This window comes from Halomonas sp. AOP22-C1-8 (assembly GCF_052378905.1).
Taxonomy (GTDB): Bacteria; Pseudomonadota; Gammaproteobacteria; order Pseudomonadales; family Halomonadaceae; genus Vreelandella; species Vreelandella citrativorans.
In genome coordinates this window covers 43781-66549 of sequence record NZ_JBQSYD010000014.1, presented here as the reverse complement: position 1 = coordinate 66549, position 22769 = coordinate 43781, and the positions used below count along the sequence as shown (strand labels likewise).

General features: G+C 53.7%; 20 protein-coding genes. 13 read left to right on the top strand and 7 right to left on the bottom strand.

Annotated features, from left to right (window positions below):
• Positions 1–73 precede the first annotated feature (73 nt).
• Entirely contained in the window at positions 74–1153 is a 1080-nt protein-coding gene (locus ACT3TY_RS09590) for a J domain-containing protein (protein WP_444628044.1), read from the top strand.
• 52 nt (positions 1154–1205) lie between these two features.
• Complete coding sequence (locus tag ACT3TY_RS09585; protein ID WP_444628026.1) at positions 1206–1634, top strand: hypothetical protein; 429 nt, start codon at positions 1206–1208, stop codon at positions 1632–1634.
• On the opposite strand, the gene ACT3TY_RS09580 is transcribed toward ACT3TY_RS09585, so the two are convergent.
• Positions 1631–3982: a mechanosensitive ion channel family protein gene (locus ACT3TY_RS09580; protein ID WP_444628025.1), complete on the bottom strand. Its 2352-nt coding sequence runs from the start codon at positions 3980–3982 to the stop codon at positions 1631–1633. The two genes, ACT3TY_RS09585 and ACT3TY_RS09580, sit on opposite strands and share 4 nt — an antisense overlap.
• Positions 3983–4111: 129 nt before the next feature.
• On the opposite strand from ACT3TY_RS09580, the gene ACT3TY_RS09575 reads away from it, so the two are divergent.
• Together ACT3TY_RS09575 and ACT3TY_RS09570 are read left to right on the top strand one after the other, a co-directional pair.
• Complete coding sequence (locus ACT3TY_RS09575) at positions 4112–5116, top strand: amidoligase family protein (RefSeq protein WP_444628024.1); 1005 nt, start codon at positions 4112–4114, stop codon at positions 5114–5116.
• 58 nt (positions 5117–5174) lie between these two features.
• A complete protein-coding gene (locus tag ACT3TY_RS09570) occupies positions 5175–5858 on the top strand; it encodes a gamma-glutamyl-gamma-aminobutyrate hydrolase family protein (protein WP_087108347.1) in 684 nt (227 codons plus the stop codon).
• Here ACT3TY_RS09570 and tpx read toward each other — a convergent pair.
• Positions 5848–6351 (bottom strand): thiol peroxidase, encoded by a 504-nt coding sequence (tpx, locus tag ACT3TY_RS09565; protein WP_444628023.1) that lies wholly within the window; start codon positions 6349–6351, stop codon positions 5848–5850. The two genes, ACT3TY_RS09570 and tpx, sit on opposite strands and share 11 nt — an antisense overlap.
• Before the next feature lie 167 nt (positions 6352–6518).
• Between tpx and ACT3TY_RS09560 the strand changes: the two genes are divergently transcribed.
• Positions 6519–7235, top strand: a complete 717-nt coding sequence (locus tag ACT3TY_RS09560) for a glutamine amidotransferase (RefSeq protein WP_444628022.1) — start codon at positions 6519–6521, stop codon at positions 7233–7235.
• A 34-nt stretch (positions 7236–7269) separates the two neighbouring features.
• On the opposite strand, the gene nfi is transcribed toward ACT3TY_RS09560, so the two are convergent.
• Together nfi and ACT3TY_RS09550 are read right to left on the bottom strand one after the other, a co-directional pair.
• Positions 7270–7980, bottom strand: coding sequence for a deoxyribonuclease V (nfi, locus tag ACT3TY_RS09555; RefSeq protein ID WP_444628021.1), 711 nt, complete (start codon positions 7978–7980; stop codon positions 7270–7272).
• Between the two features lie 124 nt (positions 7981–8104).
• Entirely contained in the window at positions 8105–9829 is a 1725-nt protein-coding gene (locus ACT3TY_RS09550; protein WP_172118031.1) for a DEAD/DEAH box helicase, read from the bottom strand.
• Between the two features lie 530 nt (positions 9830–10359).
• Between ACT3TY_RS09550 and ACT3TY_RS09545 the strand changes: the two genes are divergently transcribed.
• A complete protein-coding gene (locus ACT3TY_RS09545) occupies positions 10360–10557 on the top strand; it encodes a CsbD family protein (protein WP_087108335.1) in 198 nt (65 codons plus the stop codon).
• 122 nt (positions 10558–10679) lie between these two features.
• Positions 10680–11162 (top strand): PRC-barrel domain-containing protein, encoded by a 483-nt coding sequence (locus tag ACT3TY_RS09540; protein ID WP_172118032.1) that lies wholly within the window; start codon positions 10680–10682, stop codon positions 11160–11162.
• Between the two features lie 90 nt (positions 11163–11252).
• On the opposite strand, the gene ACT3TY_RS09535 is transcribed toward ACT3TY_RS09540, so the two are convergent.
• Both ACT3TY_RS09535 and ACT3TY_RS09530 read right to left on the bottom strand, forming a co-directional pair.
• Positions 11253–12254 carry a glutathione S-transferase family protein gene (locus ACT3TY_RS09535; protein WP_172118033.1) on the bottom strand — a complete coding sequence of 334 codons (1002 nt, stop codon included), beginning with the start codon at positions 12252–12254 and terminating at the stop codon, positions 11253–11255.
• An 83-nt stretch (positions 12255–12337) separates the two neighbouring features.
• On the bottom strand, positions 12338–13258 hold the full coding sequence (locus ACT3TY_RS09530; RefSeq protein ID WP_172118034.1) for a LysR family transcriptional regulator: 921 nt from the start codon (positions 13256–13258) through the stop codon (positions 12338–12340).
• A 738-nt stretch (positions 13259–13996) separates the two neighbouring features.
• Between ACT3TY_RS09530 and ACT3TY_RS09525 the strand changes: the two genes are divergently transcribed.
• Positions 13997–15667 (top strand): peptidoglycan DD-metalloendopeptidase family protein, encoded by a 1671-nt coding sequence (locus tag ACT3TY_RS09525; RefSeq protein ID WP_172118035.1) that lies wholly within the window; start codon positions 13997–13999, stop codon positions 15665–15667.
• Positions 15668–15811: 144 nt separating this feature from the next.
• Here the strand turns inward: ACT3TY_RS09525 and ACT3TY_RS09520 are convergent, their stop codons facing one another.
• Positions 15812–17452: a L,D-transpeptidase family protein gene (locus ACT3TY_RS09520; RefSeq protein WP_444628020.1), complete on the bottom strand. Its 1641-nt coding sequence runs from the start codon at positions 17450–17452 to the stop codon at positions 15812–15814.
• Positions 17453–17557: 105 nt separating this feature from the next.
• Between ACT3TY_RS09520 and ACT3TY_RS09515 the strand changes: the two genes are divergently transcribed.
• The 5 genes from ACT3TY_RS09515 to ACT3TY_RS09495 all read left to right on the top strand — a co-directional run bounded on the left by ACT3TY_RS09515 (position 17558) and on the right by ACT3TY_RS09495 (position 22574).
• On the top strand, positions 17558–18283 hold the full coding sequence (locus ACT3TY_RS09515) for a murein L,D-transpeptidase catalytic domain family protein (RefSeq protein WP_172118037.1): 726 nt from the start codon (positions 17558–17560) through the stop codon (positions 18281–18283).
• A gap of 85 nt (positions 18284–18368) precedes the next feature.
• Complete coding sequence (locus ACT3TY_RS09510; protein ID WP_444628019.1) at positions 18369–19388, top strand: patatin-like phospholipase family protein; 1020 nt, start codon at positions 18369–18371, stop codon at positions 19386–19388.
• Positions 19389–19692: 304 nt separating this feature from the next.
• The gene (locus tag ACT3TY_RS09505; RefSeq protein ID WP_441678458.1) at positions 19693–21045 is read left to right on the top strand and encodes an MFS transporter; all 1353 of its coding nucleotides are present in this window, start codon (positions 19693–19695) and stop codon (positions 21043–21045) included.
• Between the two features lie 107 nt (positions 21046–21152).
• The gene (locus ACT3TY_RS09500) at positions 21153–22418 is read left to right on the top strand and encodes a nitrate- and nitrite sensing domain-containing protein (RefSeq protein WP_441678460.1); all 1266 of its coding nucleotides are present in this window, start codon (positions 21153–21155) and stop codon (positions 22416–22418) included.
• A 15-nt stretch (positions 22419–22433) separates the two neighbouring features.
• Positions 22434–22574 carry a hypothetical protein gene (locus ACT3TY_RS09495; protein ID WP_441678462.1) on the top strand — a complete coding sequence of 47 codons (141 nt, stop codon included), beginning with the start codon at positions 22434–22436 and terminating at the stop codon, positions 22572–22574.
• The last annotated feature ends 195 nt before the right edge of the window (positions 22575–22769 follow it).

Here is a 22769-nt window from a genome sequence, read left to right as displayed (position 1 = left end):
TACCATGACACCAATTGTCATGGTGGTCCGCTTCGTGCGGGGATGGTTTACTTTTACCCTTTGGAGCCTGGGAATGCCCATTGCCCGTTTCTCCCCCTTTGAGCTGCTGCTACTGCAAAGCCGCAGCCAAGTGGATACGGCAAAGCTACTGCTGTTGGCCTGGATATTGGTACACCGCCAACACGTTTCAGAAGGTCAACGGCGACGCCGTTTGGCCCAGGTGTGTGCGCACTTTCGTCATGGGCATGAACTGGCGCCAGTCATGCATATTGCGCGGCAGCGCGACCTCAAGGCTATTCAGCTTGCCGCTGAAGTCATTCGCAAGGAGTGCTCTGAAGAGCATAGCCTTGGCGTCATGCATCAAGCCATCACAGTGGCAACCGACAATGGCGATCTTTCTCTGTCGAACCATTATATATTGCGGTTCGTGGCAGATTTGCTCAATGTGCTGCCCACAACACTTGGCACGCTATTTAAAGAGCTTACAGGACGCGCGCTCGCTCTGCCGGAAGATCCCAGTCGCGATGCCTATTGGCGTGTCCATGACGCTGACTATTACGCGCAGCAAGCACGCAAGGCTGAAGAGGCTGCCCGCCAGGCCCGCGAGGCGCAGGAAGAAGCCGAACAGCAGGAAAAAAGGCGCCAGGAAGAAGAAGCCCAACGCGCGCATTCGAAAGCCCAGGAAAAGGCCGAGCGTGAGAGAGCCCGCAGCGACAAATCTCGCAACGACAAGGCGCGTAAAGACCAAGCTCATAACGACAAGGCCCGACAGCAGCAGGAACGTGCTCGACGCAAAGAAGAGCGTGAGCGCACAAAGCGCCAGCAACAAAACTCGAAAAGCGGTTCACAAAAAGGCTCACAGCAGGGTTCATACCAGAGTTCACACCAGGGCTATCAGAACGGCTATCAGCACAGCCATCAACAGCGCTCGTCCACACCGCCGCCACCTGATCGCACCACCCGCGCTTTGGCGGTACTGGAGTTATCACCTGGCGTTACCCAAGCAGAAGTGCGCCGTGCCTACCGGCGCATGGCACAGCTACACCATCCGGATCGCTTCTATACCCAAAGTGAACATCAAATTGCCCTTGCTTCAGCACGTTTTCAACGTATAAAAAGCGCCTATGATTACTTGATGCAAACCTATCGGTAAAATAGGCACACTCTCTGGTGTTAACCTCCAACCCTAAAAGAACAATGCACCTATGCGGGATTTGTACCAACGCCTCAACGTTCCACCCCAAGCAAACGATGAAGAGCTACAGCAAGCCGTTGCTCGCTGCCCCAACAGCGCTTTGCGCCAGGATGCGGAAGCTGCATTCGCCATCGCCAAGCGGCGTGCAGACTACGATAAGCTGCACGCCACGCTGAGCGACATTGGGCAGCTGCGTACTCAGCTTGGGCTAACCCACGGCGCCCATTGGCAGGATGATGTTGCCAACGATTTTTCAGTACCGCCTGACGAGATAGTTTCCCGTCACGATAAATTGGTCGACCGCGTCAGCCACGTCGTAAAACTCTACAACCGTTGGCGTGGCTTGCGCGGCGCTTGGCTACTCATTGCGATTTTCACCATCGGTACAGGCTTGGGGATTGCTTTGGGGCTCACCTTAAGCCAGACGATTGCGGCTTAAGGTGAGCCGCGATACGTCCTCCCCTCATCACGCTCTATCTCTGCTTGAGTAGGCTGCGGGGCGGGCTTGGGCGGTGCAGGCTTTTTATTGGCCTCGTACTCACCCGTTGTGGCTTCCCCATTATCAAGCGATAGGTCGGTGCCTCCGGTCGGCTCCATATGGTCTTCTGAGCGCGCTTCCATGCTGACACTTAGACGCGGCACACCCAAATCGATGGACTGCGCTTCCATCCTCTGTTTAAGCAGTAGATTAAAAGCCCGCGAAACATCCCACTGCATTTCAGGAGCGGTCCGAAAGCGCATGCGCAAGATAGGGCAGCCCTCTTCAAATCCCTGGACCCCCTGCATTTCAAGCGGCGACCAGATGTAATGACGCATCATCGGGTCATTGCGCAGCTCCAGGGCGGTTTCCTGCATTAGCGTAATGGCATCATCAATTTTCATGTCATAGGGAATGCGTATCCGCATTAGCGCAATACCAAACTGACGCGACATATTGTGGATCGATTCAATACGACTAAAGGTAATAATATGTACCACGCCATCCAGGTCGCGTAACCGCACGGTACGCAGAGTCAGCCCTTCTACCGTCCCCATATGGTTGTTGATGCGCACAAAATCATCTACCGCCAACGAATCTTCAATCAGAATAAAGATGCCGGTAATCAAATCCTGAACCAACGTCTGTGCGCCAAAGCCTATCGCCAAACCGATCACACCGGCACCCGCCAGCAGCGGTGTCACGTTCACCCCCAGGTTAGCCAGCCCGACAATAAACGCGATAATCAAAATGGCGACAAAGATTACGTTGCGAATCATCGGCGTGATGGTTTGCGCCCGCGCCTGGTTAACCCGCCGACCGCGAGCGCGGCCCGAGGAAGTCAGCGCCCGCTGGATGGCCGTGTCGGCAAATATCCACACCAGCCATGCCAACAAAATTGTCGCCCCAAGGCTAACCAGCGCTTGGCCGATACGCGTACTGGCCACCGCTTCTTGACCTAGCCCAAACAGCGATCCTCCCCACACTTGCATGGAGAGTTCAGCAAATACCATCCATGAACAGATATGCGCCAACACAAACCCAAAGCGCTCGAGGCGTTTTCGGTACTGGCTAAAGCGCCGACGACGACGCTTACTCAAGCGCTCGGATTGACGGCGTATCAACCCGGTAACCACCAGGGTAAGTACCAGCAAGCTCGCAGAAATTATCGAACGTGCCAGCGCGGTCCCGACATCGCCCACGGTGATAAAAATCGCCAATAACGAGCCGCCCACCAGTAGCAGTGCCGGGATATGCCATAAGCCGCCCAGGGTACGAACCATCTCAACGGCCGTGCTGGCCTCCCGGCGCTGCTTATAGGGCCGATTACAAATGAGATGGCGTACTGGCTGCTTGAACTTGATAATAAAGCGCGCAGCCAGCAGCGCGGCCAGCATATTGGACAACATCGAGACAAGGCTTGAGAGTTCGGTCCCCAGTAGATCCACCAAGCGTGCTGAATTTACCGCATCGCCCAAAGCGATCAACGCCCCGATCACAAACAGCCCACGCAGTGCCTGCTGCTGCAACAGCTGCACAGCGGTAAAGCGGTGCCCTCGACTAAAGAAGGCAATGACGGTCTCGAACACTACCGATAACGCACGCCCAAACAGGCAGACATACGCAATAACCAACACCACCGTGCGCCCTGGGCTGTAGGGCAGCAGTTGGGCAATGCCCAGGATAATCGCAAAGGCCAGTGCCCAAGGCAGCATGCGGCGTAGAAAATGCGCCGCCAGCAGCCACGCCTTGGGGTCACGAGGCAAATCCAGGGGCCACTCTCGGCGCGTCGCAACCAAGCGGCCAAAGGCAATCATCAGTACCAGCAGCGTGACCCAGATAATCCCCATCACTGCGCCGTCAACAACTTCACGGATCGCCTGCCCGCGGTCCGTGCCAGCATTTAAGGCACGCAGATCAGCGGCCCCTTGCACCAGTTGCCGTGACCACTCATCAATCGGTGAGTTGCCTGCCTGGGCCTGCTCACCGAGATCCGTTAGCGTGTCGGCAAGCGCGCCCAGCAGCCCTTGGCGTACGATGCCTTCCTCTTGAGTAGCATCCGTTGTTACCTGTAGCTCGCGCAGCGAGTTAAGCAGCGCCGTACGCTGCTCTTCATTGTCGAGCATGGCGATAACATCATTCAGCGAGCGTTGGAATTCATCACTGCTGACCTCTTCTTCCTGGTTAGGCTCATTTCCACTTAAACCGGAAAGCGAGACGACCTGGGCCTGAACCTGAGCCGCCATTACGCTGACCAGTACCGTTAACGCAATGTAAATGGCAGTGTTAATTATCCAGTGCTGTCGCACACCATGCTCCTAAAATGGACTCAAAAATGACACCGCGCCTACTCCCTCTCGCCTCCCGGAATCCGCTCAGCCTATCTGCGCGACTATGATAGGCTGATAGTCTAAACGTTCACCTCACAGGATGCCGAGATGACGCTGCAAGCTCCCCCGAACCGGTTAAATAGCGACGGTAAGGTACGCCGTGTGGGCATTGAGATCGAATTTGCCGGCTTGCCCCCCCACGACACTGCATTAGTGGTCCGCGATCTGTTTAAAGGTGAGCTTAACGTGGTAAGCCCCCACCGGCTACTGGTTGAGGGAACCCGCTGGGGTGTATTTGGCATTGAGCTTGATACCCAGTATGCCCACCCCGATCAGGCATTGCTTGAAGAGCAGGCCAACCAGGATAGCGAATGGGAGCGCCATCGGCACCAGCGCCGCCTGGAGTTTCACCAAAAGACCCGCGAATTTATTGGCGACATGGTAACAGGCCTGGTGCCCACCGAGCTTATTTGTCCGCCGGTGCCGTGGAATGAACTTGAAGAGCTGGATACTATTTTTCAGGCATTACGCGACCAGGGTGCAAAAGGCACAGATGCTAGCCTGCTGTATGGTTTTGGTTTGCATCTTAATTTGGAGGTAGCGCGTCTGGACGTTGACTACCTGCTGGCGGTGCTGCGTGCTTATCTCTTGCTGGCCCATTGGCTGCGCGATGAGATCAAAGTGGATATCACCCGTGAAGTGCTGCCCCATGCTAATCCTTTCCCCAAGGAGTACGCGTTAAAGGTGCTGGATAGGCGCTACCAGCCAGACCTTGCAGCGTTTATTAACGATTACCTGCACTATAACGCCACGCGCAATCGTGAGTTTGACCTACTGCCATTATTTGCCTATTTGTGTCCAGAGCATCCTCACGCGCTGCTGCATACCAAACTTATAAAGCCGCGTCCCGCGTTTCATTACCGATTACCCAATGCACAGCTCTCTCAGCCAGGCTGGGGGGCAGTAGTGGAATGGAACCGCTGGGTTGAAGTGGAACAACTCGCGGCGGACACTCAGCTTCTTCAAACACGCTGCGATGAATATATCGCCAAGCAAAATCGACCGTTCATGATGCGCTTAAAAGACAAACTGACAACGTGGATGCGCCGTTAAGACAGCGTTCCATGTCAGCAGCACGGCTATTTTTGACGACTCAAGAGAACTTACCTGAATGCAACGGCCGCTTATTGGAATTACCACCTCGGATTATAAAAGCCACCTTGCCTGGTGGTTTGACTGGTTTGCCGTATGGCGGCATGGCGGAAAACCCTTACGGCTATCTCCTTCCCGCCCGTTACCAGCGTATCTGGATGGGTTAATTATTGGCGGTGGTGATGATATTCAGGCGACCCTTTACGGCGGTGAACTCCAGTTGGATGTACGCCTTGACCCAGCACGCGACGCCCTGGAACTTGCCTTACTCGAACGATTCATTCCCTTAAACACACCCGTTTTGGGTATTTGCCGAGGTGCGCAATTAATCAACGTGCATTTAGGCGGCACGCTGGACCCCGATATTTACACCACCCACGAAGGCTTAAAACGTCGACGCACGGTGCTTCCCCGTAAGACGGTCGATATCGTGGGGGCAAGCCAACTGTATCAACTACTCGGCGTCACTTGGTGCCGGGTAAATAGCCTTCATCATCAGGCCGTTAACCAAGCGGGCCAAGGGATAGAGATTGTCGCGCGTGACCGTGATGGCCTGGTGCAAGGCATCGAATCGCGCGAACATGATTTTTTAATCGGGGTTCAATGGCACCCCGAATGGCTGATATTTAACCGCCCCCAGCAACGCCTGATTAGTGCGCTGCTGGAGGCCGCTAAACGTTGTCAGCAGTCAGCTACGCCGTAAGTACGGCCAGCGCCGCATCGTAGTTCGGTTCGTTTTTAATTTCGCTGACCAGCTCGCTATGCAGTACGCGATTATCGCTATCCAGCACCACCACGGCACGTGCACATAAGCCCTCCATAGGGTTATTACGCAGCGCGACACCCCAGGCTTCTAAAAACTCGGGATGGCGGAAGGTGGAAAGCGTTTTAACATTATCCAACCCTTCCGCACCGCAAAATCGCTGAGCGGCAAAGGGCAAATCAGCTGATACTACCAACACCACGGTATCGTCCAAATTAGAGGCAAGCTCATTAAAACGCCGTGTCGACATGGCGCAGGTCGGCGTGTCGACGCTGGGAATTATATTGAGGACTTTCCGCTTGCCTGCGTAGGTATCCAGCGTTACGTCTTGAAGATTGCCATCGGTTAATACCATCTCTGGCGCGGTTTGATCAACGGAAGGTATTACCCCGGCCACACCCATCGGTTCACCGGCACGCGTCACGTGTTGCATTGTCATCTCCTTATTAAAGCTTAATGAGCAGGATCGCTCATTATTGGCGTTACTCACTGAATGGCGGTTACATCCTATTCGCCCTGTCGCATAATGACATGCTTTATCCCCTTGGTGCTCGCATCAACAGTGTGCGCACCAGGCTGCCTTTTTTCACAGGAATCAATATGGCCTCTGTCGTCATTATTAAAACCGGCGATGCATTTTCTGACGTTGCCGAACAGCACGGTGACTTTGAAACCCTCTTTGAGCAACAGCTAAGCGATACGCTGCCTGAGCATTTAACACTTCGCGTATGGGATGCCCGAAAGGAAACTGCACCGCTACCGCTAAACGCGCTGGCAGGTATTCTCATTACTGGCTCACATAGCATGGTGAGCCACCAAGAGCCCTGGAGCGAACGCTTAAAACCCTGGCTACAGGAGGCGCTTCAAGCGGACATTCCCATGTTAGGCGTTTGCTACGGTCATCAGTTAATGGCAGCGGCTTTTGGAGGTGTCAGCGACTTCCACCCCAAGGGGCGTGAGCTGGGTACGCATAGCGTTACGCTGACGGATGCGGGCCTTCAAGACCCCCTATTTAGCCAGCTACCCGCGCATTTTATGGCCCACCTGACTCATGCGCAGTCTGTGTTAGGGTTGCCTTCCAATACCCAGGTGCTGGCCTGTAATTCCCACGATGCGCACCAGGCACTGCGTTACGGACCGCGCCAGTGGAGCGTGCAGTTTCACCCTGAGTTCACTGTACCTCTCATGCGCGCTTATATAGCGCATCAGCGCGAAGTGCTGCTTGAACAGCAACAAGACGCAGAGGCAATTGCCGCTCAGGTGGTTGAAACACAGGAGGCTACAAGCTTACTCAAGCGCTTTATCACGCTTTTATAAAACGCTCATCACATGGTCACGTGAGCCAGACATCTTAAAACAGCGAATTCTGTGGCTTTTTGACATGCTGGTCGCGCCTTGAAGCCAACCTGTCGGCCAAGCGGGTAGGCTCTGGCAACTTGGTACGCCCCAGGCAACGCATTACCCAATCAAGCGATGTTTCAAGACTAATTCGGTGGCCAGGCGAGACAAATACCGGCTTCACCTTGTCACGCGAGCGCAGTACGGCACCAATCGTCTCATTACCGGCTCGCAGTGGCACCCAATCCCCACGTACCTCGCCTACCTCATCGTGCTTGCCGTAAAGGCGTGACTTGGCAACGCCGATGGTAGGCAAGTCCAGCCATAACCCCAAGTGCGCGGCGATCCCGAGCCTTCTGGGGTGGGCGATCCCTTGTCCATCCACCATGATTAATTCGGGCAGTATATTGAGCTGCTCAAAGGCGCCCAGAGCCGCCGGTATTTCGCGAAAAGAGAGCAGCCCTGGAATATACGGCATTCGCGTCGGCTCACGATGAACAACGCGCTCAACAAGCGTTAAGTCAGGTGCTGTTTGTGGGTCCCACTTGAGCACCACCACGGCTGCCCGCGTGGTATCCCCGTTGTCTTCAAAGCCAATATCCATCCCGGCGATGTGCGTTACCGGCGCAATACGGTCATCAGACTCTAACCGTGTAGCAAGCTCTTTCTGAAGCGCGATAGCCTCTTTAGGCGCCAGGTTCCATTCATGCAAGGCTGCTTTCACTGTCGACTCCCTGTCGCTTTTTTGGCGTGTCATCTTTTAGCGTAGCAAAAAAATGCCCCCGCACCGGAAACCGGTACGAGGGCATTTTAGGCGCGGTTAATACCGCTATCGCATGCTTAAGCGATTACGCTTCGCGGCGACGGATCGGCGCATCGCCATCATCACGACGACGGCGCGGAGCACGCTCAGGCGCACGGTCTTCGCTGATTTCCAACGGACGACCGGCGACACGAGCACGGGCCATCTTGGTCAGAATAGTGGAAGGCAAACCGCTAGGCAGCTCAACCACTGAGAAGGCGTTACGGATATCGATACGACCGATACGCGCACCTTCAATGCCGCCTTCATTCGCTAACGCGCCAACCAGCTGGCCTGGCTTAACGCCGTCTTTATGGCCAACGGATACACGGTAGCGAGTCATGCCTTCGCTAGGTGCGCGCGGACGCTCACCACGTTCGCCACGCTCACGGCGAGCACCAGGCTTGGCACTGCCACCTTCACGCGGGGCACGCTCTTTACGCGGCGCTTGCAAGCGGCCAATCGGCGCTTCATCAGCACGAGCCATGGCAGCAAAGGCGCAGGCCAGTTGAATAGCGTCATGACCTTCTTCTACCAGACGCTCTACCAGTGCCTGCTGCTCTTCGGCACCTTTGGTAAGCGCTGCCACCACACGGTGGTGGAACACTTCGTCACGGTGAGCGCGAATAGCAGCTTCGTCAGGCAGCGGCATTTCGGCCATTTTCTGACCAGTTGCCTGCTCCATCCAACCTACTTTACGGCCTTCACGGAAACCAGCAAAGGTAATCGCGATGCCGCTACGACCAGCACGACCAGTACGGCCGATACGGTGCGTATACGCTTCTGCATCTTGCGGAAGATCGTAGTTGATAACGTGCGTAATGCGCGGCACGTCAAGACCACGGGCAGCAACGTCAGTCGCAATCAATACGTCGACCTTGCTACGCTTCAGGCGAGTAATCGTACGCTCGCGCAGGCTTTGGTCCAGGTCACCGGACAGACCAGCGGCGTTGACGCCACGAGCCGTCAGTTGCTCAACCAGGGTAGTACAAGCGGCACGAGTACGTACGAAGACAATAGCGGCATCGACCGGCTCGACTTCAAGAATACGCGCCAGCGCTTCAAGCTTGGCACCGCCGTCAACGCGTACAATGCGCTGCTCAATGTTTTCGCCAGTGGTCGTGCGCGACTCAATCGCCACTTTTACCGGGTCAACCAGATAGCGGTTAACAATGCGCTCAATTTCAGTCGGCAGTGTGGCCGAGAAGAACACACGCTGTGCATCTTTCGGGGTATCGGCGACCACGCGTTTTACGTCGTCGATAAAGCCCATGCGCAGCATTTCATCAGCTTCGTCTAATACGAGTGCTGACAGGCCGTCCAGCTTCAAGCTGCCACGGTCCAGGTGATCAATAATACGGCCGGGGGTGCCAACAACAACCTGGGCACCGCGCTTCAGCGCGCCTAACTGTTCACGGTACTCTTGGCCACCACACAGGATGGCCACTTCAAGGCCCTGCAGGTTTTGACCATACTTACTAAATGAGGCTGCAACCTGCTGAGCAAGCTCGCGGGTTGGGGCCATGACTAATACTTGAGGAGCACGACGCTGAAGATCCAGTCGTGACAATAACGGTAAAGCAAATGCTGCGGTTTTACCGGTACCGGTTTGTGCTTGGCCCAGCATATCGCGACCTTCCAGCAACGCAGGAATAGTTTGCGCCTGGATAGGTGAAGGGGTTACATAGCCCTGTGCTTCAACAGCAGACAGAACGGCAGGCAATAGAGCCAGATCGCCGAAGCTCGGCGAGGCGACAGAAGTCGAGGTCATTAATCACACCTTGGTAGGCCGGCAGTACCGGCAAAAGAGCATCGTAAGCGTCTCTGACTCTGACAACGATGTTGCGCTAAAAAGCAGCATCGAAAAACAGGTTCCGTCAATAAGCGGATAATGTCATCAGTGGAGTCGGAGACGCCGGTCGCACCTGGCATACGGTTGGCAAACCTATATATTCTCAAAGGGCCAACCGCTGTGGCGACCTTCTGCGCCGATTTCACCCGTTTGGTGAAATGCTGGAGGCGCGCCATCTTCACAGCAATGAACATCTGCAATCAGCGAGATGTTCCCGCAAGCCTTGCTACGCATCAAATATAAAACTACGTAGACATCGCTTATCGTCGTGATGGAGGGGTCAACACATGCGAGGAGCGCGCATCCTAACACCTCAAATAATGAATGACCAGCCTTTTTACTACACCTTTTTTACTTCACCCAAAACAAACATCATCATTTGCACTTGTGTAAATATCGTCTAACTTAATTAGATGCCTCAACACGTTCAGCAATTCAAGGAGTGATGTATGAACTGGGATCAAATTGAAGGCAAGTGGACGGAAATGAAAGGTAAAGCACGCACTAGCTGGGGCGACTTCACCGATGATGAGCTTGATCAGATTGGTGGCAGGAAAGATCAGCTAGTGGGCAAGCTTCAGCAAAAATATGGTCTGACGCGTGAAGAAGCTGAAAGACGTGCTGATGATTGGGCCAACACGCTATAACCCGTCAGCGTCATAAGCCTACTCACTTCTGTTTTAGTCAAACGTTGCAAGTTATTGGCGACTAGCGATGAATGGGCAGCCAATGTTGACCATTCTGTATTTTAGCCACATGGAGAGAAGCTATGCGTAAGACAATGTTAACCACCGCTATCGGTACCGCCCTGTTAGGCAGCCTGGCCTTCGGAGTGCAAGCGTCAGAAGAGCCCCAAGGCATGTACTCCGCCAAAGATATCCTTGACGCTGACGTCTACTTCAACAACGGGTCCGGCGATGAGATCGGTGAAGTCGATAATATCCTGTTCGATGAAGAGATGCGTATCAATGCGCTGGTCATTGAGAGTGGCGCCGTATTAGGCCTTGGTGGTCGTGAGATCGTTGTAGGCACTGACTACTTCTCGCTTGAAACCCACACTGAGAGCGACGGGGATACCGAGCACCGCATTATTCTTGATGCAACCCACGAAGAAGTTGAAGAATTTCCGACCTACAACCATGACTGGTGGGAACAAACGAAAGTAAATGCTCGTGATGCGTGGGAGACTACCCGCGATGGCGCACAAAGCGCTTGGCAATCAACACGTGAAGCCATATCAAATCACGATTAACACCGTCCATCATCAGCTAACGTAATAACAGAAGACCGCCTTTTCGGCGGTCTTCTGGTTTGCAGCGGCCGGCTGCGCTGAACAAGCTGCCTAAGCGCTCTGCTTAGAACGTACCCCACGCCCTGGCAGGCGCTCTCGATCATGGGGGCGTTCAAAGTCAAGCAGCGGCCCAGCAGGTACAATACGTGTTGGGTTAATCGTATCGTGGCTGTAGTAGTAGTGACGTTTTATATGGCCCATATCAATCGTTTCAGCCACCCCCGGCCATTGGTAGATTTCGCGCACATAATTGGACAAATTGGGAAAGTCTTCAATACGCTTGAAATTACACTTGAAATGGCCGTAATACACGGCATCAAAACGAATCAGCGTCGTAAACAGGCGGATATCCGCTTCTGTTAGCCACTCACCCGCCAGATAACGCTGGTTACCCAAACGTTTTTCCACACGCTCTAGTGCTTCAAACAGCGCATGAACATGCTTTTCATACACATTCTGCTCGGTGGCAAAACCGGTCTTGTAAACGCCGTTGTTAATATGGTCATAGACATCGGCATTCACTTGGTCGATCTGTTCGCGCAAATCCTCCGGATAAAAATCCAAATGGTTGCCAGTAAGATCATCAAACGCGACATTCAATATACGTAACAAGTCGGCCGACTCATTATTAACGATGGCACTTCGCTTTTTATCCCAGAGCACCGGGACCGTTACCCGACCGGTATAGGTGGGGTTAGTCATGGTGTATAGCTGATAGTGGTAATCAACGCCGTTAACGGCATCACCGCTTGAGCCTTCATTCTGCTCATAGGTCCACCCTTTATTTAGCATCAAAGGGCTCACATGCGACTCACCTATCAACGACTCCAGCCCTTTTAGCTTACGCATTATGAGGATGCGGTGCGCCCAAGGGCAGGCTAACGAAACGTATAGATGGTAGCGGTCCTTTTCAGCGGGATAGCAGGCCCCGTCAGTTTCCGGTTGATCGCCGACCCAATCACGCAGCTGAGCAGACTCACGGACAAATTCACCGCCGCTCTTTTTCGTGTCGTACCACTGGTCGTGCCATTCACCATTAACAAGCAAGCCCATAAGGCATCTCCTAAAAGGGTAATAAATATCTGACGACGCTACCTTCAGCATACCCCCGGTGCGCAGATGCTCAAGCGGATGTTTTACGGTGCTTCATTCGAGATAATCGAACCATGGGAATAGAGCTCTTCGACCGCTTGCTTTAACGCAGCCGCCATAGCATGAGCGGCAGGCCCTGCACGATCACGATCCCGAAAAATCATCTGAACAGGCACTTCGCGTGTGCCACCCGCCGGAAGCGGCAATGGCTTTAACTCGCCACGCGCTAGCTCTTCTGTAATATGGGATTCAGGCATCCAAGCGAACCCTAGGCCACGCTTTAACATATCCAGAGAGGTGTTCAAATGACCTACCGTCCAACGCTGCTCGGCCTTTAACCACCCTGCATCCAAAGGCTGACGCAAGGCTGAGTCACGAACCACCAACTGGCGATGCTGTGCCAGATCGCGAAGGTCTAATGACCGCCCCAACTGGTGTAGAGCATGGTCCGGATGGGCAACCGCAATAAAGCGAACGAGCACCAGAGGCTCACCTAAAAACCCCTGCGCCGATATACCCGAAACCACGAGGTCTGCGCGGCCGTCATAGAGCATTTCAATTCCACCGTGGAGCACGCTCTCATATAGCTGCACGCGTACTTGAGGATACTCTTCCGAGAAACGCTCTAGTGCCTTCGCCTGGACCGCCGCTGGGAATATCTGCTCGATTGCCACGATAATTTCAGCTTCCAGGCCTGCCGCCAGCCTTGACGCCACATCTTCTAAAGAGGCTGCGCTTTCTACCAATTGACGTGCGCGGCGCAGCAGTAACTCACCAGCCTCCGTCAAGCGTACCTGACGCCCAACCGGCTCAAGCACCTGAACACCTAACTGCTCTTCCAGCTTATGAACGGCATGGTTCAACGTAGAGGGGCTTTTATGGATCGCTTCCGCTGCACGCGCAAATCCTCCATGGTCTACCACGGCTGCCAGCATTTGCCATTGCGCAAGTGTTACCCGGGACATTTCGATTTCCTCGATGCTATACAGCGATACAATCCGCTTAATCTTCGAAAAAATCTCACTAGAATGCCAGTAATCAATAAAAAGTACCGCTTATTCAGTGCTTATTTACGCCATCCGGCACAATACAGCCGGCCTGCCAGTGCATGTTGGTTTTATCTGCGTCGCTCAAATACGCAGCGCGCTCTATTGCTCGTCTGGCCAACGCCCTAACCACGTTAAAACGCTAAAAAAACCCGCAATTAACCTTTTGTTACAAAAAAAACGTCAAGATTAACCCCGCCTTAAGTCTGACAGACAGTATCCACGGCTCACGGTATTATCTTCGCCCAACCTAAAAATTCTTAACTAATATTAACAATAGCTTAAGCGCTTGTTTTCAAACAACAATAATAATAATTCCTATTAGACCTTACTTACCCGACACTCCTAACCGCCACAAAACCTCTACACTACTCTCTGCCTGTCTATGGTTAGGTTAGTAATTCTCATGTTTTTCATGATCAGAAGTATGCAATACACAGAGGTAGCCGACTCGCTTTATCCAAGCTTTTATTTACCTTTGTTAGCAAACAGTGTTCACAAACAGTAATATCTGCCATTTACTTATGCTCATATAGCAAAAGTATCTTTTATGTACAGATATACAGTCTATGCACCTTTTGCTCCATGGGGTATGGTTCCGGGGTTTGTTTACTTTCATATTCGTTTTCGATCACGAACTCGGCGGTCTATTTACCCATGTTGCGAATCCTTCATTCGCTGCCCCGCACGCATAAGTTGTTACTGTTACCTGTGGCTACAATGGTCACTGTGCTGGGCGCACAAAAATTAATTACAACGTATCACGATTTAAACCAACCCCATACACCGCTTGAAAGCGTGTTAGTACCGCTTCCCAGCGATTCAGCGCCAGGTCTTCCTTCCCTTGGTCAGGAACGAGCGCCGGTTGCTGATGCCATCAATCGCGCCTCAAGGGCCATTGATGCCACCCGCGAACATATTCCCCTTAGCGATTTAGCGGCAACAGAAATCGTTGATCTTGATCTTATCTCTAGCGCGGATGCGGCGGTAGCAGAACACCAGCCGCCCAGTGCAGTACTCAACGACAGCGCAATCGATAACGGCGCACTGCATATGTCGATTGTCGTAGGCACACTTTCAAGCGGCATGCTCGATATCGATCCGTCGTCCTCTGTCGAAATCGCAGATGCTACTTCTTATGAAGATTACGGCATTGATCTGTTCGATGACGTCTCTTTTCTTGAGCTGGAACTGGCTGCTGAAGAGCCCTATGTCCCTGAATGGAAGACCCACCTTGTTGAGCCAGGTGAAACCTTTGCCGTTCTGGCACAAGATGAGCTGGGGCTAGGCTATAGCGAAGTACTGGCACTGTTGGATGACATGCCAGAATCTCAAATGCTGACAAACTGGCGTGCAGGCCACAGCTTCGACTACCAGCTAGATGAGGACGGCCGCCTGCTTGCGCTTCGCATGATGAAAAACATGCGCGACGGGGTATTAATAGAAAGCGATACTGACAGTTTCGCCATTACGTCTATTGAGCGACAGGGAGAGCCGGTTCAACGCCTTTTTGCGGGTAGTGTTAGCGGTAGTTTCGCCCGTTCAGCTCAGGCAACTGGTTTGAGCAGCAGTTCGGTTACCGAGCTTACTCACTTGCTAGAGAAGAAACTTGATTTTCGCCGGGACAGTCGCCGTGGCGACCAATTCCAGGTGCTGGTTGAGTCCGACATGATTGATGGCGAAACGCTGGGCTCCCGCGTACTAGCAGTAAAGTATGCCGGAGAGCGCATGGACCTCACTGTCGTACGTAATGCCACCGACAATAACTTCTATACGCCCGAAGGCAATAGCCTGGATCCCTCTTTTGCACGCTACCCCTTTGACGGTAGTTACCGCCTTAGCTCCGGTTTCAATCCACGCCGTAAACATCCGGTAACGGGTCGGATCAGCCCACACAACGGTACTGACTTTGCAATGCCTATTGGTACGCCGGTGACTGCCCCCGCCAATGGCCGTGTTGAGAAAATTGCCAACCATCCAGCCGCAGGCCGCTATATTATTATCCGCCATGACAATGGCTATCGTACGCGCTACCTGCACTTGTCCCGGCAGTTGGTAAGCCAGGGCCAACGCGTCACCATGGGCGAGCGCATCGCGCTTTCGGGTAACACTGGCCGCAGTACAGGCCCTCACCTGCATTACGAGGTCATCGTTAATAACTCGCCCGTTAATGCAATGACGATAGACCTTCCTGAAAACATGGGCTTAAACGGCGACACACTAATTGCCTTCCAACGCCAAGCCGAGCCGATGCTTGCTGCGCTTGAAAGTGGCGAAACCGGCACGATTAGCGTGGCGGGCTACCAGTCAGAAAGCGATACTGAGTAATCCAGGTTTTTGTAATCCAAGTTTTGTAATCCAAGCTTTAACACCCTATAACAATGCCGCCCCCAAGGGCGGCATTGTCGTTTTTACCCTCTGAACGGTAGCCACGCACCTTGCGCTATCTACACGCTGGCCTGCCCTCTACGTTCATACAGAACGCTGGAGCGCTGCCAATAGTGACGCATCGCGCCGGTAGATATCCGTGCGAAACTCCACTTCCCCTTGGGCGTTGGGCCATGCGGTCAAGTAATGTAGTGCAACAGGAATGCGCTGAGGCAAGTTCACATTACGGTCGCTGCCACCACTATTTATTAGCGTGCTGAGCTGGTAACGACTGCCACTATCTTGCAAAAGCATTTGGGCAAATTCGCGCACCCCTTCGACGCGTACGCAGCCCGAGCTCAATGCCCGTTGATCACGCTGGAAAAGCCCCTGTGCTGGCGTGTCGTGTAAATAGATCATGTCATTATTGGGAAAGCGCACCACTACCCGACCCAAAGGGTTACTGCTCCCCGCTACCTGGCGCAACATAACGCCCCCAGGGCGTTGCCAATCGACCTCGGCGGGGTCTAGCTGCGCACCGGACATATTGATCACCTGCATATTATGCTGGGCTAAATAGTCGGTGTTCTGACGTATCCGGGGCAGAACATCTTCACGCAGGATGGTAGGCGGAATCGTCCAGCTGGGATTGATCGTTAGGTGGCTGATGGATGAGTGAATAATAGGCGTTTCACGGCGCGGCGACCCAACGACCACCCGGGCATTCCACTGCTGGCCGTTTGGCCGAATATAGTGCAACTGGTAGCCTGCGATATCTACCCAGACCCGCGGCTCACTAGACTGCTGGGGGCCTATCCAGCGAGCACGCTCCAGATTAACCCGCAACTGATCAACACGTGAGGCGGCAGGTGCATTAAGCGCCAAGCGAGTACGATCGCCGACGACGCCATCGGCGGTTAGTTGATGGCGCCGCTGAAAGCGTTTTACGGCCATTTCGAGTTCAGTATCAAAGGTGCGTCTATCGCCGCCTGGCGCCTGAACGCCAATCATGAGATAGGCGCTGCTGTCTGCCGAGACCAGGCCATCTTCTCCCCACATCGCCAGGCGTTGGCGCAGCAGGATTACGTCATCATCCCTATCACCCGGGCGCAGCGAGTCTTCGCGCGACGGCAAATACGGGGTGCTGCCTAGCGTGGCCATCTGACGATAGCGGCTGAGCGCCTCTCGCAACTGCTGATACTCACTTGAGGCTGGACGAGCCAGCTCAAAAGCGCGCTCCAATGCCTGGTCATCAACGGCCTGAGCAACGCGAGCCAGCGAATAGCGACGTTCAGGACGTGGGACATCCCAATTCGGCTCAACGTCACGCGGGTTGACCTTGCCACGCTCCAGGTGATCAAGCGCCAACAACAGCGACGACGTTGCCTGAATATCAAACGCGGCCTGAGCGGACTCTCCAGCGTTCTGGCTACTCTGGAAAGCGCTCAACAATCTATCGGCACGGTAGTCACTAGGGGTCAAACCATCACTTTCAAGCAGGTTAAGCGCATTGGCTAACGCCTCAACCGATGAAGCTTCGCGCCAGGCTAGCTGCTCATTACGCAATTGATAAAATTCACGGATCGGCAGCGACGCCTGATCTTCAGCCGCCAAGCGCTGTATAAGTGCCTGTTTAAGCGGCTCAGAGGCCGCATACGCCGGTGTTAAACCGAAAGGGATATGGGACAGTGCTAGACCTAGAGCGGCCCCTATCGCCCATTGTCTTAGTGACTGCATCTCGTTCATCACCCTCTCCTTGCGTTACTATGAATTCCCATTCGCGGCATGCTTACTTTCATCATAGCCGTTTACTGTTTTTCGTCGTCGCTCTTGTCAGCAGGATTGCTCTGTATGGTAACCCGTTTGCGCCCACTATCGTTGTCATGCTGTTTACCTTTCGCGTTCATTAGCCTCCCTTTATACGCGAGCAGTTTCTTTTCTGATGTCGCCTCAACGCCCCCTCCCGGTGTGTTATCGCTTAATCATCAGTTGCTTCAATTAGCGCCTTCGGCTACCCCAGAAGCGCTGCGCCTTGCCGCCCAAGCGCTTAGCTGTGCGGACCCCGATGTCGAGCGGCTGGCAGTTATCGACTATTCACTGCCTTCCACCGAGCGGCGCATGTGGGTCTTTGATCTGCGCCAGCACACGCTGTTGTTTGAGGAATTGGTTTCCCATGGCCAGGGTTCTGGTGATGCGCAAGCCGACGCCTTCTCGAATATTCCCGAAAGCTATCAATCAAGTCTTGGCTTGTTTCGTACCATGAATAGCTATTACGGACGCAACGGCTACTCCCTTAGGCTTAACGGGCTGGAACCCGAGGTCAATGACCTCGCCTACGAGCGTGCCATTGTGATTCACGGAGCCGACTACGTTAGCGATGACTTTATCGCGCAAACAGGCCGCCTCGGCCGCAGCCATGGCTGCCCCGCTGTACGCCAGGATATCACTTACCCGCTGATTGATAGCTTAAGAGATGATCAGTATGTGTTTGCCTATTACCCCGATGAGGAGTGGCTCGCCAGCTCAAATTTCTTACGCTGCCAAACGCCAGGTGCCCCCCATTTAGCGCAACGTTAAATTCGCGCCTGGTGGCATGTGTCGGTTCTTATGCCATGCTGAGAAGCAGTGCAGCATGAATAAGCTAACTAACGCATGAGGCCTTATGACTCAAGTCAAGAAGTTGGATCTCGCATTGCAAGGCGGCGGGGCACACGGCGCTTATTCATGGGGCGTCATTGACCGCCTGCTTGAAGATGAGCGCATCGAAATAGAAGGTATTAGCGGCACCAGTGCCGGTGCCATGAATGGCGTGGTGATGGCCGATGCCCTTACCAGAGGCGGCAAGCCGTTAGCCAGGCAAGCACTGACGGATTTTTGGCAGGCGGTCAGTCGCGCGGGTATGGCAAGCCCGGTACGTCGTTCGCCGATGGATGTCTGGACCGGCAACTGGAGCCTTGATCATTCGCCAGGCTATATCGCGATGGACCTTATGACGCGCCTGATCTCGCCCTATCAATTCAACCCGTTAAACGTTAACCCACTGCGTGACATCGTTGATGCACACATTGATTTCGAGCGGGTGCGCCAATGCGAGCAGCTTAAGCTGTTTGTGGCGGCCACCAATGTGCGCACGGGCAAACAGCGTGTCTTTCGTCGTGAAGAGATGAGTCTTGATGCTGTAATGGCCTCTGCCTGTTTACCCTTGATGTTCCAGGCCGTTGAAATTGATGGCGAGGCCTACTGGGATGGTGGCTACATGGGCAATCCCGCGCTGTTTCCCTTAATGGAGGAGTGCAGTTCACGGGATATCCTGCTGATACAAATTAACCCTATCAGCCGCGACTCAGTACCGACCTGTGCGTCATCCATCCTGAACAGACTTAATGAAATTACCTTTAACGCCGCGCTGATTAAAGAGATACGCATGATTGCGCTACTGCAACACGCCCTGGAAGAGCAAGGGATCAACAACTGTTACCAGCAGGCCCTCTTTCACCGTATTAGCGGCGAGCAAGCGCTGGAAAACCTTTCCGTTTCCAGCAAGATGAATTCGGAATGGTCGTTTCTTTCACACCTTTTTGAACAAGGCCGAGACGCCGCGCAGCGCTGGCTGGATGAGCACTTCGAGGCAATCGGCAATCACTCAACGCTGGATATCGACGCCGTTTACCTGCACGACTAAACAGCACTATTGTGATGCATGCCGCCTACGGCATGCCCATCAACAGCGCATGGGGCTATTCCTCTTTCTGTAAATCTTCGGCCTATAAAAAGTAACCAACTGATAAGGCTTATAAAAATCCCCGATGGCGAATTAATTGCTTAACTATCTCTTGTGATGGTAGGCGTAGACCAGGCCCAACCGGGTACGAGTGCGTCGAGCCTGACCTTCAATGACGAAGGCATGTTCTCGTGAACACGTAACGCAACAGAGCGATTTGGCGTTGCGTGATGCTCAACTGGTTAAGATCCTGTGAGGCCATCCCATGGACATACGCAATAAAGCCAATCGTATTCGACTGCTGACGTTCTCCACGCCTCAGATGCGTGCCTTCCACCTGTCGTGGTTTGCTTTTCATATCTGTTTCTTTGGCTGGTTCGGCATCGCGCCACTCATGGCGGTGGTGCGCGATGACCTTTCCCTGACACAGACACAAATTGGCAACACGATCATCGCGTCTGTCGCGATTACCGTTATCGTACGGCTCCTGATCGGATTGCTGTGTGACCGATTAGGACCGCGCAAAACCTACACGGGCCTGCTCATTTTAGGCTCCCTACCGGTCATGGGCATCGGCTTTGCCAATAGTTTTGAGACGTTCCTGCTAGCCCGCTTAGCCATTGGCGCTATCGGTGCCTCATTCGTGATTACGCAGTACCACACCACCATGATGTTTGCGCCCAATGTCGTGGGTACCGCCAATGCAACGAGTGCGGGCTGGGGTAATCTGGGAGGCGGTACCACGCAAATTCTCATGCCGCTTATCTTTGCAGGCATGCTAATGCTGGGCGTTAACGAAGCGCTAGGCTGGCGTCTTGCCATGGTCGTGCCCGGCATTGTGATGTTTATCACCGGGATAGGTTACTGGTTCCTCACGCAGGATGCGCCTGACGGCAACTTTAGTGACCTGCGCGCACGGGGTGAATTGCCCGAGGCAACGGGCGAGAACAGCGCCACTCAATGCTTTTTAGCAGCGGCGAAAGACATCCGCGTTTGGGCACTGTTTGTAGTTTATGGGCTCTGTTTTGGTGTTGAACTTACGATCAACAATATTGCGGCTATCTACTTCTTCGACAAATTCGACTTAACGCTGGCAATGGCTGGCATGATTGCAGGGCTGTTTGGGTTGATGAATATTTTTGCCCGCACGCTGGGTGGTGTTTTCTCGGATCTGTTCGCCAAACAGGGCGGGTTAAAAGGACGTGTGCGCTGGCTATTTATTGCGCTGGTTTGTGAAGGCATTGCGCTGGTCGCCTTTTCGCAAATGCACGTTCTAAGCCTGGCCATTGGCATCATGCTGGTGTTTAGCCTCTTCGTACAAATGGCCGAAGGCGCCACGTTCGGTGTCGTGCCGTTTATCAATAAAAAAGCCTTGGGCGCAGTTGCCGGGATTGTGGGTGCGGGCGGCAATGTCGGCGCCGTCTCGGCCGCCTTTCTGTTTCGCAGTGAAAGCTTAAGCTATCAACAAGGGCTATTTTACCTAGGCGTGACCGTTCTGGTACTGGCCTCGTGCGTATTAGTCGTTCGGTTTAACGACGTAACGGAAGCACAAGAAGCAAACGCTTACCGTGACGCCGTGGGCGATGATACCGGTGCGGGGGCCCTTTCATTACGTTAACGCTAGGCATTAAGTTAACGCCAGGCATTATGCTCAAGCAGCCCCCTACTCTCCGGCGCAAGCCAGCCATGAGAGAAGGGCAACGCGGCGAGTAAAAGGAAATCGTTATGTCATCTGCCCAGCAGCTACTCTTAACCGCCATTCGTTGCGATATCGACAATTTTCGTTATTTAGCGACGGCCTCGGAAATCGTTGCGGATATTAGCCGTTTTATCCATGTGCTTCAGCGCGAACGCGGTGCCTCAACGATTTACCTCGCCTCTCAAGGTCAGCGCTTTAAAACACGCCACCAGACATATATTAACAAGAGCAAAGAGGCCGAAGCGCTGATGCGCAGGCGCTTAGAGGCGCTAAGCCAGGAAGCACGCCCACAGGCAGCGGCGCGCCTGCTGCGCCGAATAGCCGCCATGTGGAACGCCCTGGACGACTTAAGCGCACTGCGCAGCGCCATTGATAACGTTGCTATTTCTCCCGATGCCGCCACCCAAGCCTTTAATCACCTTATTGGCGGTTTGTTAGCGATTGTCTTCGAAGCTGCCGACACTTCAGACGATCCAGATATTACCCGCGCGCTGGTGGCTATTTTCCATCTCATGCAAGGCAAGGAGCTGGCCGGACAAGAGCGTGCCTGTGGCGCCTTTGGCTATACCCTTGGCCATTTTGATGACAGTCACCGCCAACTTCTCGGCCAACTGGTTAACGACCAGCAGCGCTGTTTTGACACTTTTATCGAATTTGCTACTCCAGACGCCGCGCTTGCCTGGCAGCAAGCCGTTTCAACCAGCGCGCTAACCGGCATTCAACAACTGCGCGAGGCCGCCTGCCAGCCAGCGTCGCCGCACATAGCGTCTAACCCGCTGGGTGAAACCTGGTACGAGCTAACCACGCTGCGCATTGATGCAATCAAAAGCGTCGAAGATACGTTAAACGCACAGCTAGCCGCGCTTTGCTATCGCAAAATACACCAGGCAGAAGCAACGCTTGAGCAGACCAAAGCCAAGCCTTACGCGCATAAACCCGCGCCTTGCGAACCGTTACTGGCCCTTAACCATCCTCAGCCGTCGGGTGATTTAACGGCCAGCGCGCTGACCTCACCGCTTGGCCGTTCCCTGATAGCGTTAACCCAGACCCAGTCCAGCCGCCTACAAGGGTTAAGCGATGAGCTGGAAAATACCCGTAAGGCACTGCGCGAGCGCAAGCTTATTGAACGCGCTAAAGGGCTTATTATGGCGCACCAATCAATGAGTGAAGAGGAGGCTTACCGCTTCCTTCGCAAGACATCAATGGATCAAAGCAAAAGCATGGCAGACATGGCGCAAGCCATTCTCGATCTCTCCTCCATGCTCAAAGAGGCTCCAGCATACTCACGCTAAACGAGCCATCCACTGATGTCACCTCGTTTGATTGAGCCAGGCATGTCGATACGCCCTTTTTTGATGAACCGCCTGAAACGGCGCTGGAAGCTCGCGATATTGCCAACGCGGTTATTTATGCGCTCTCTCAACCGGCCCATGTCGACGTTAACGTGATCCTGGTTCGCCACCCCGCCGAGTGACTAACCGATCAAACAGGTTACGCAGCCCAAAAGGGCTGCTCCTTGCATTTGGCCTTCATAGCCCGCATACACTCTACTAACAAGCGTGCTAATGATTTAACCGCGTGCCGTCTCATTGCCTACGCGTCCAAATCTTTAAGCATGCTCCACGTCTTTATTAGTAGGTGAA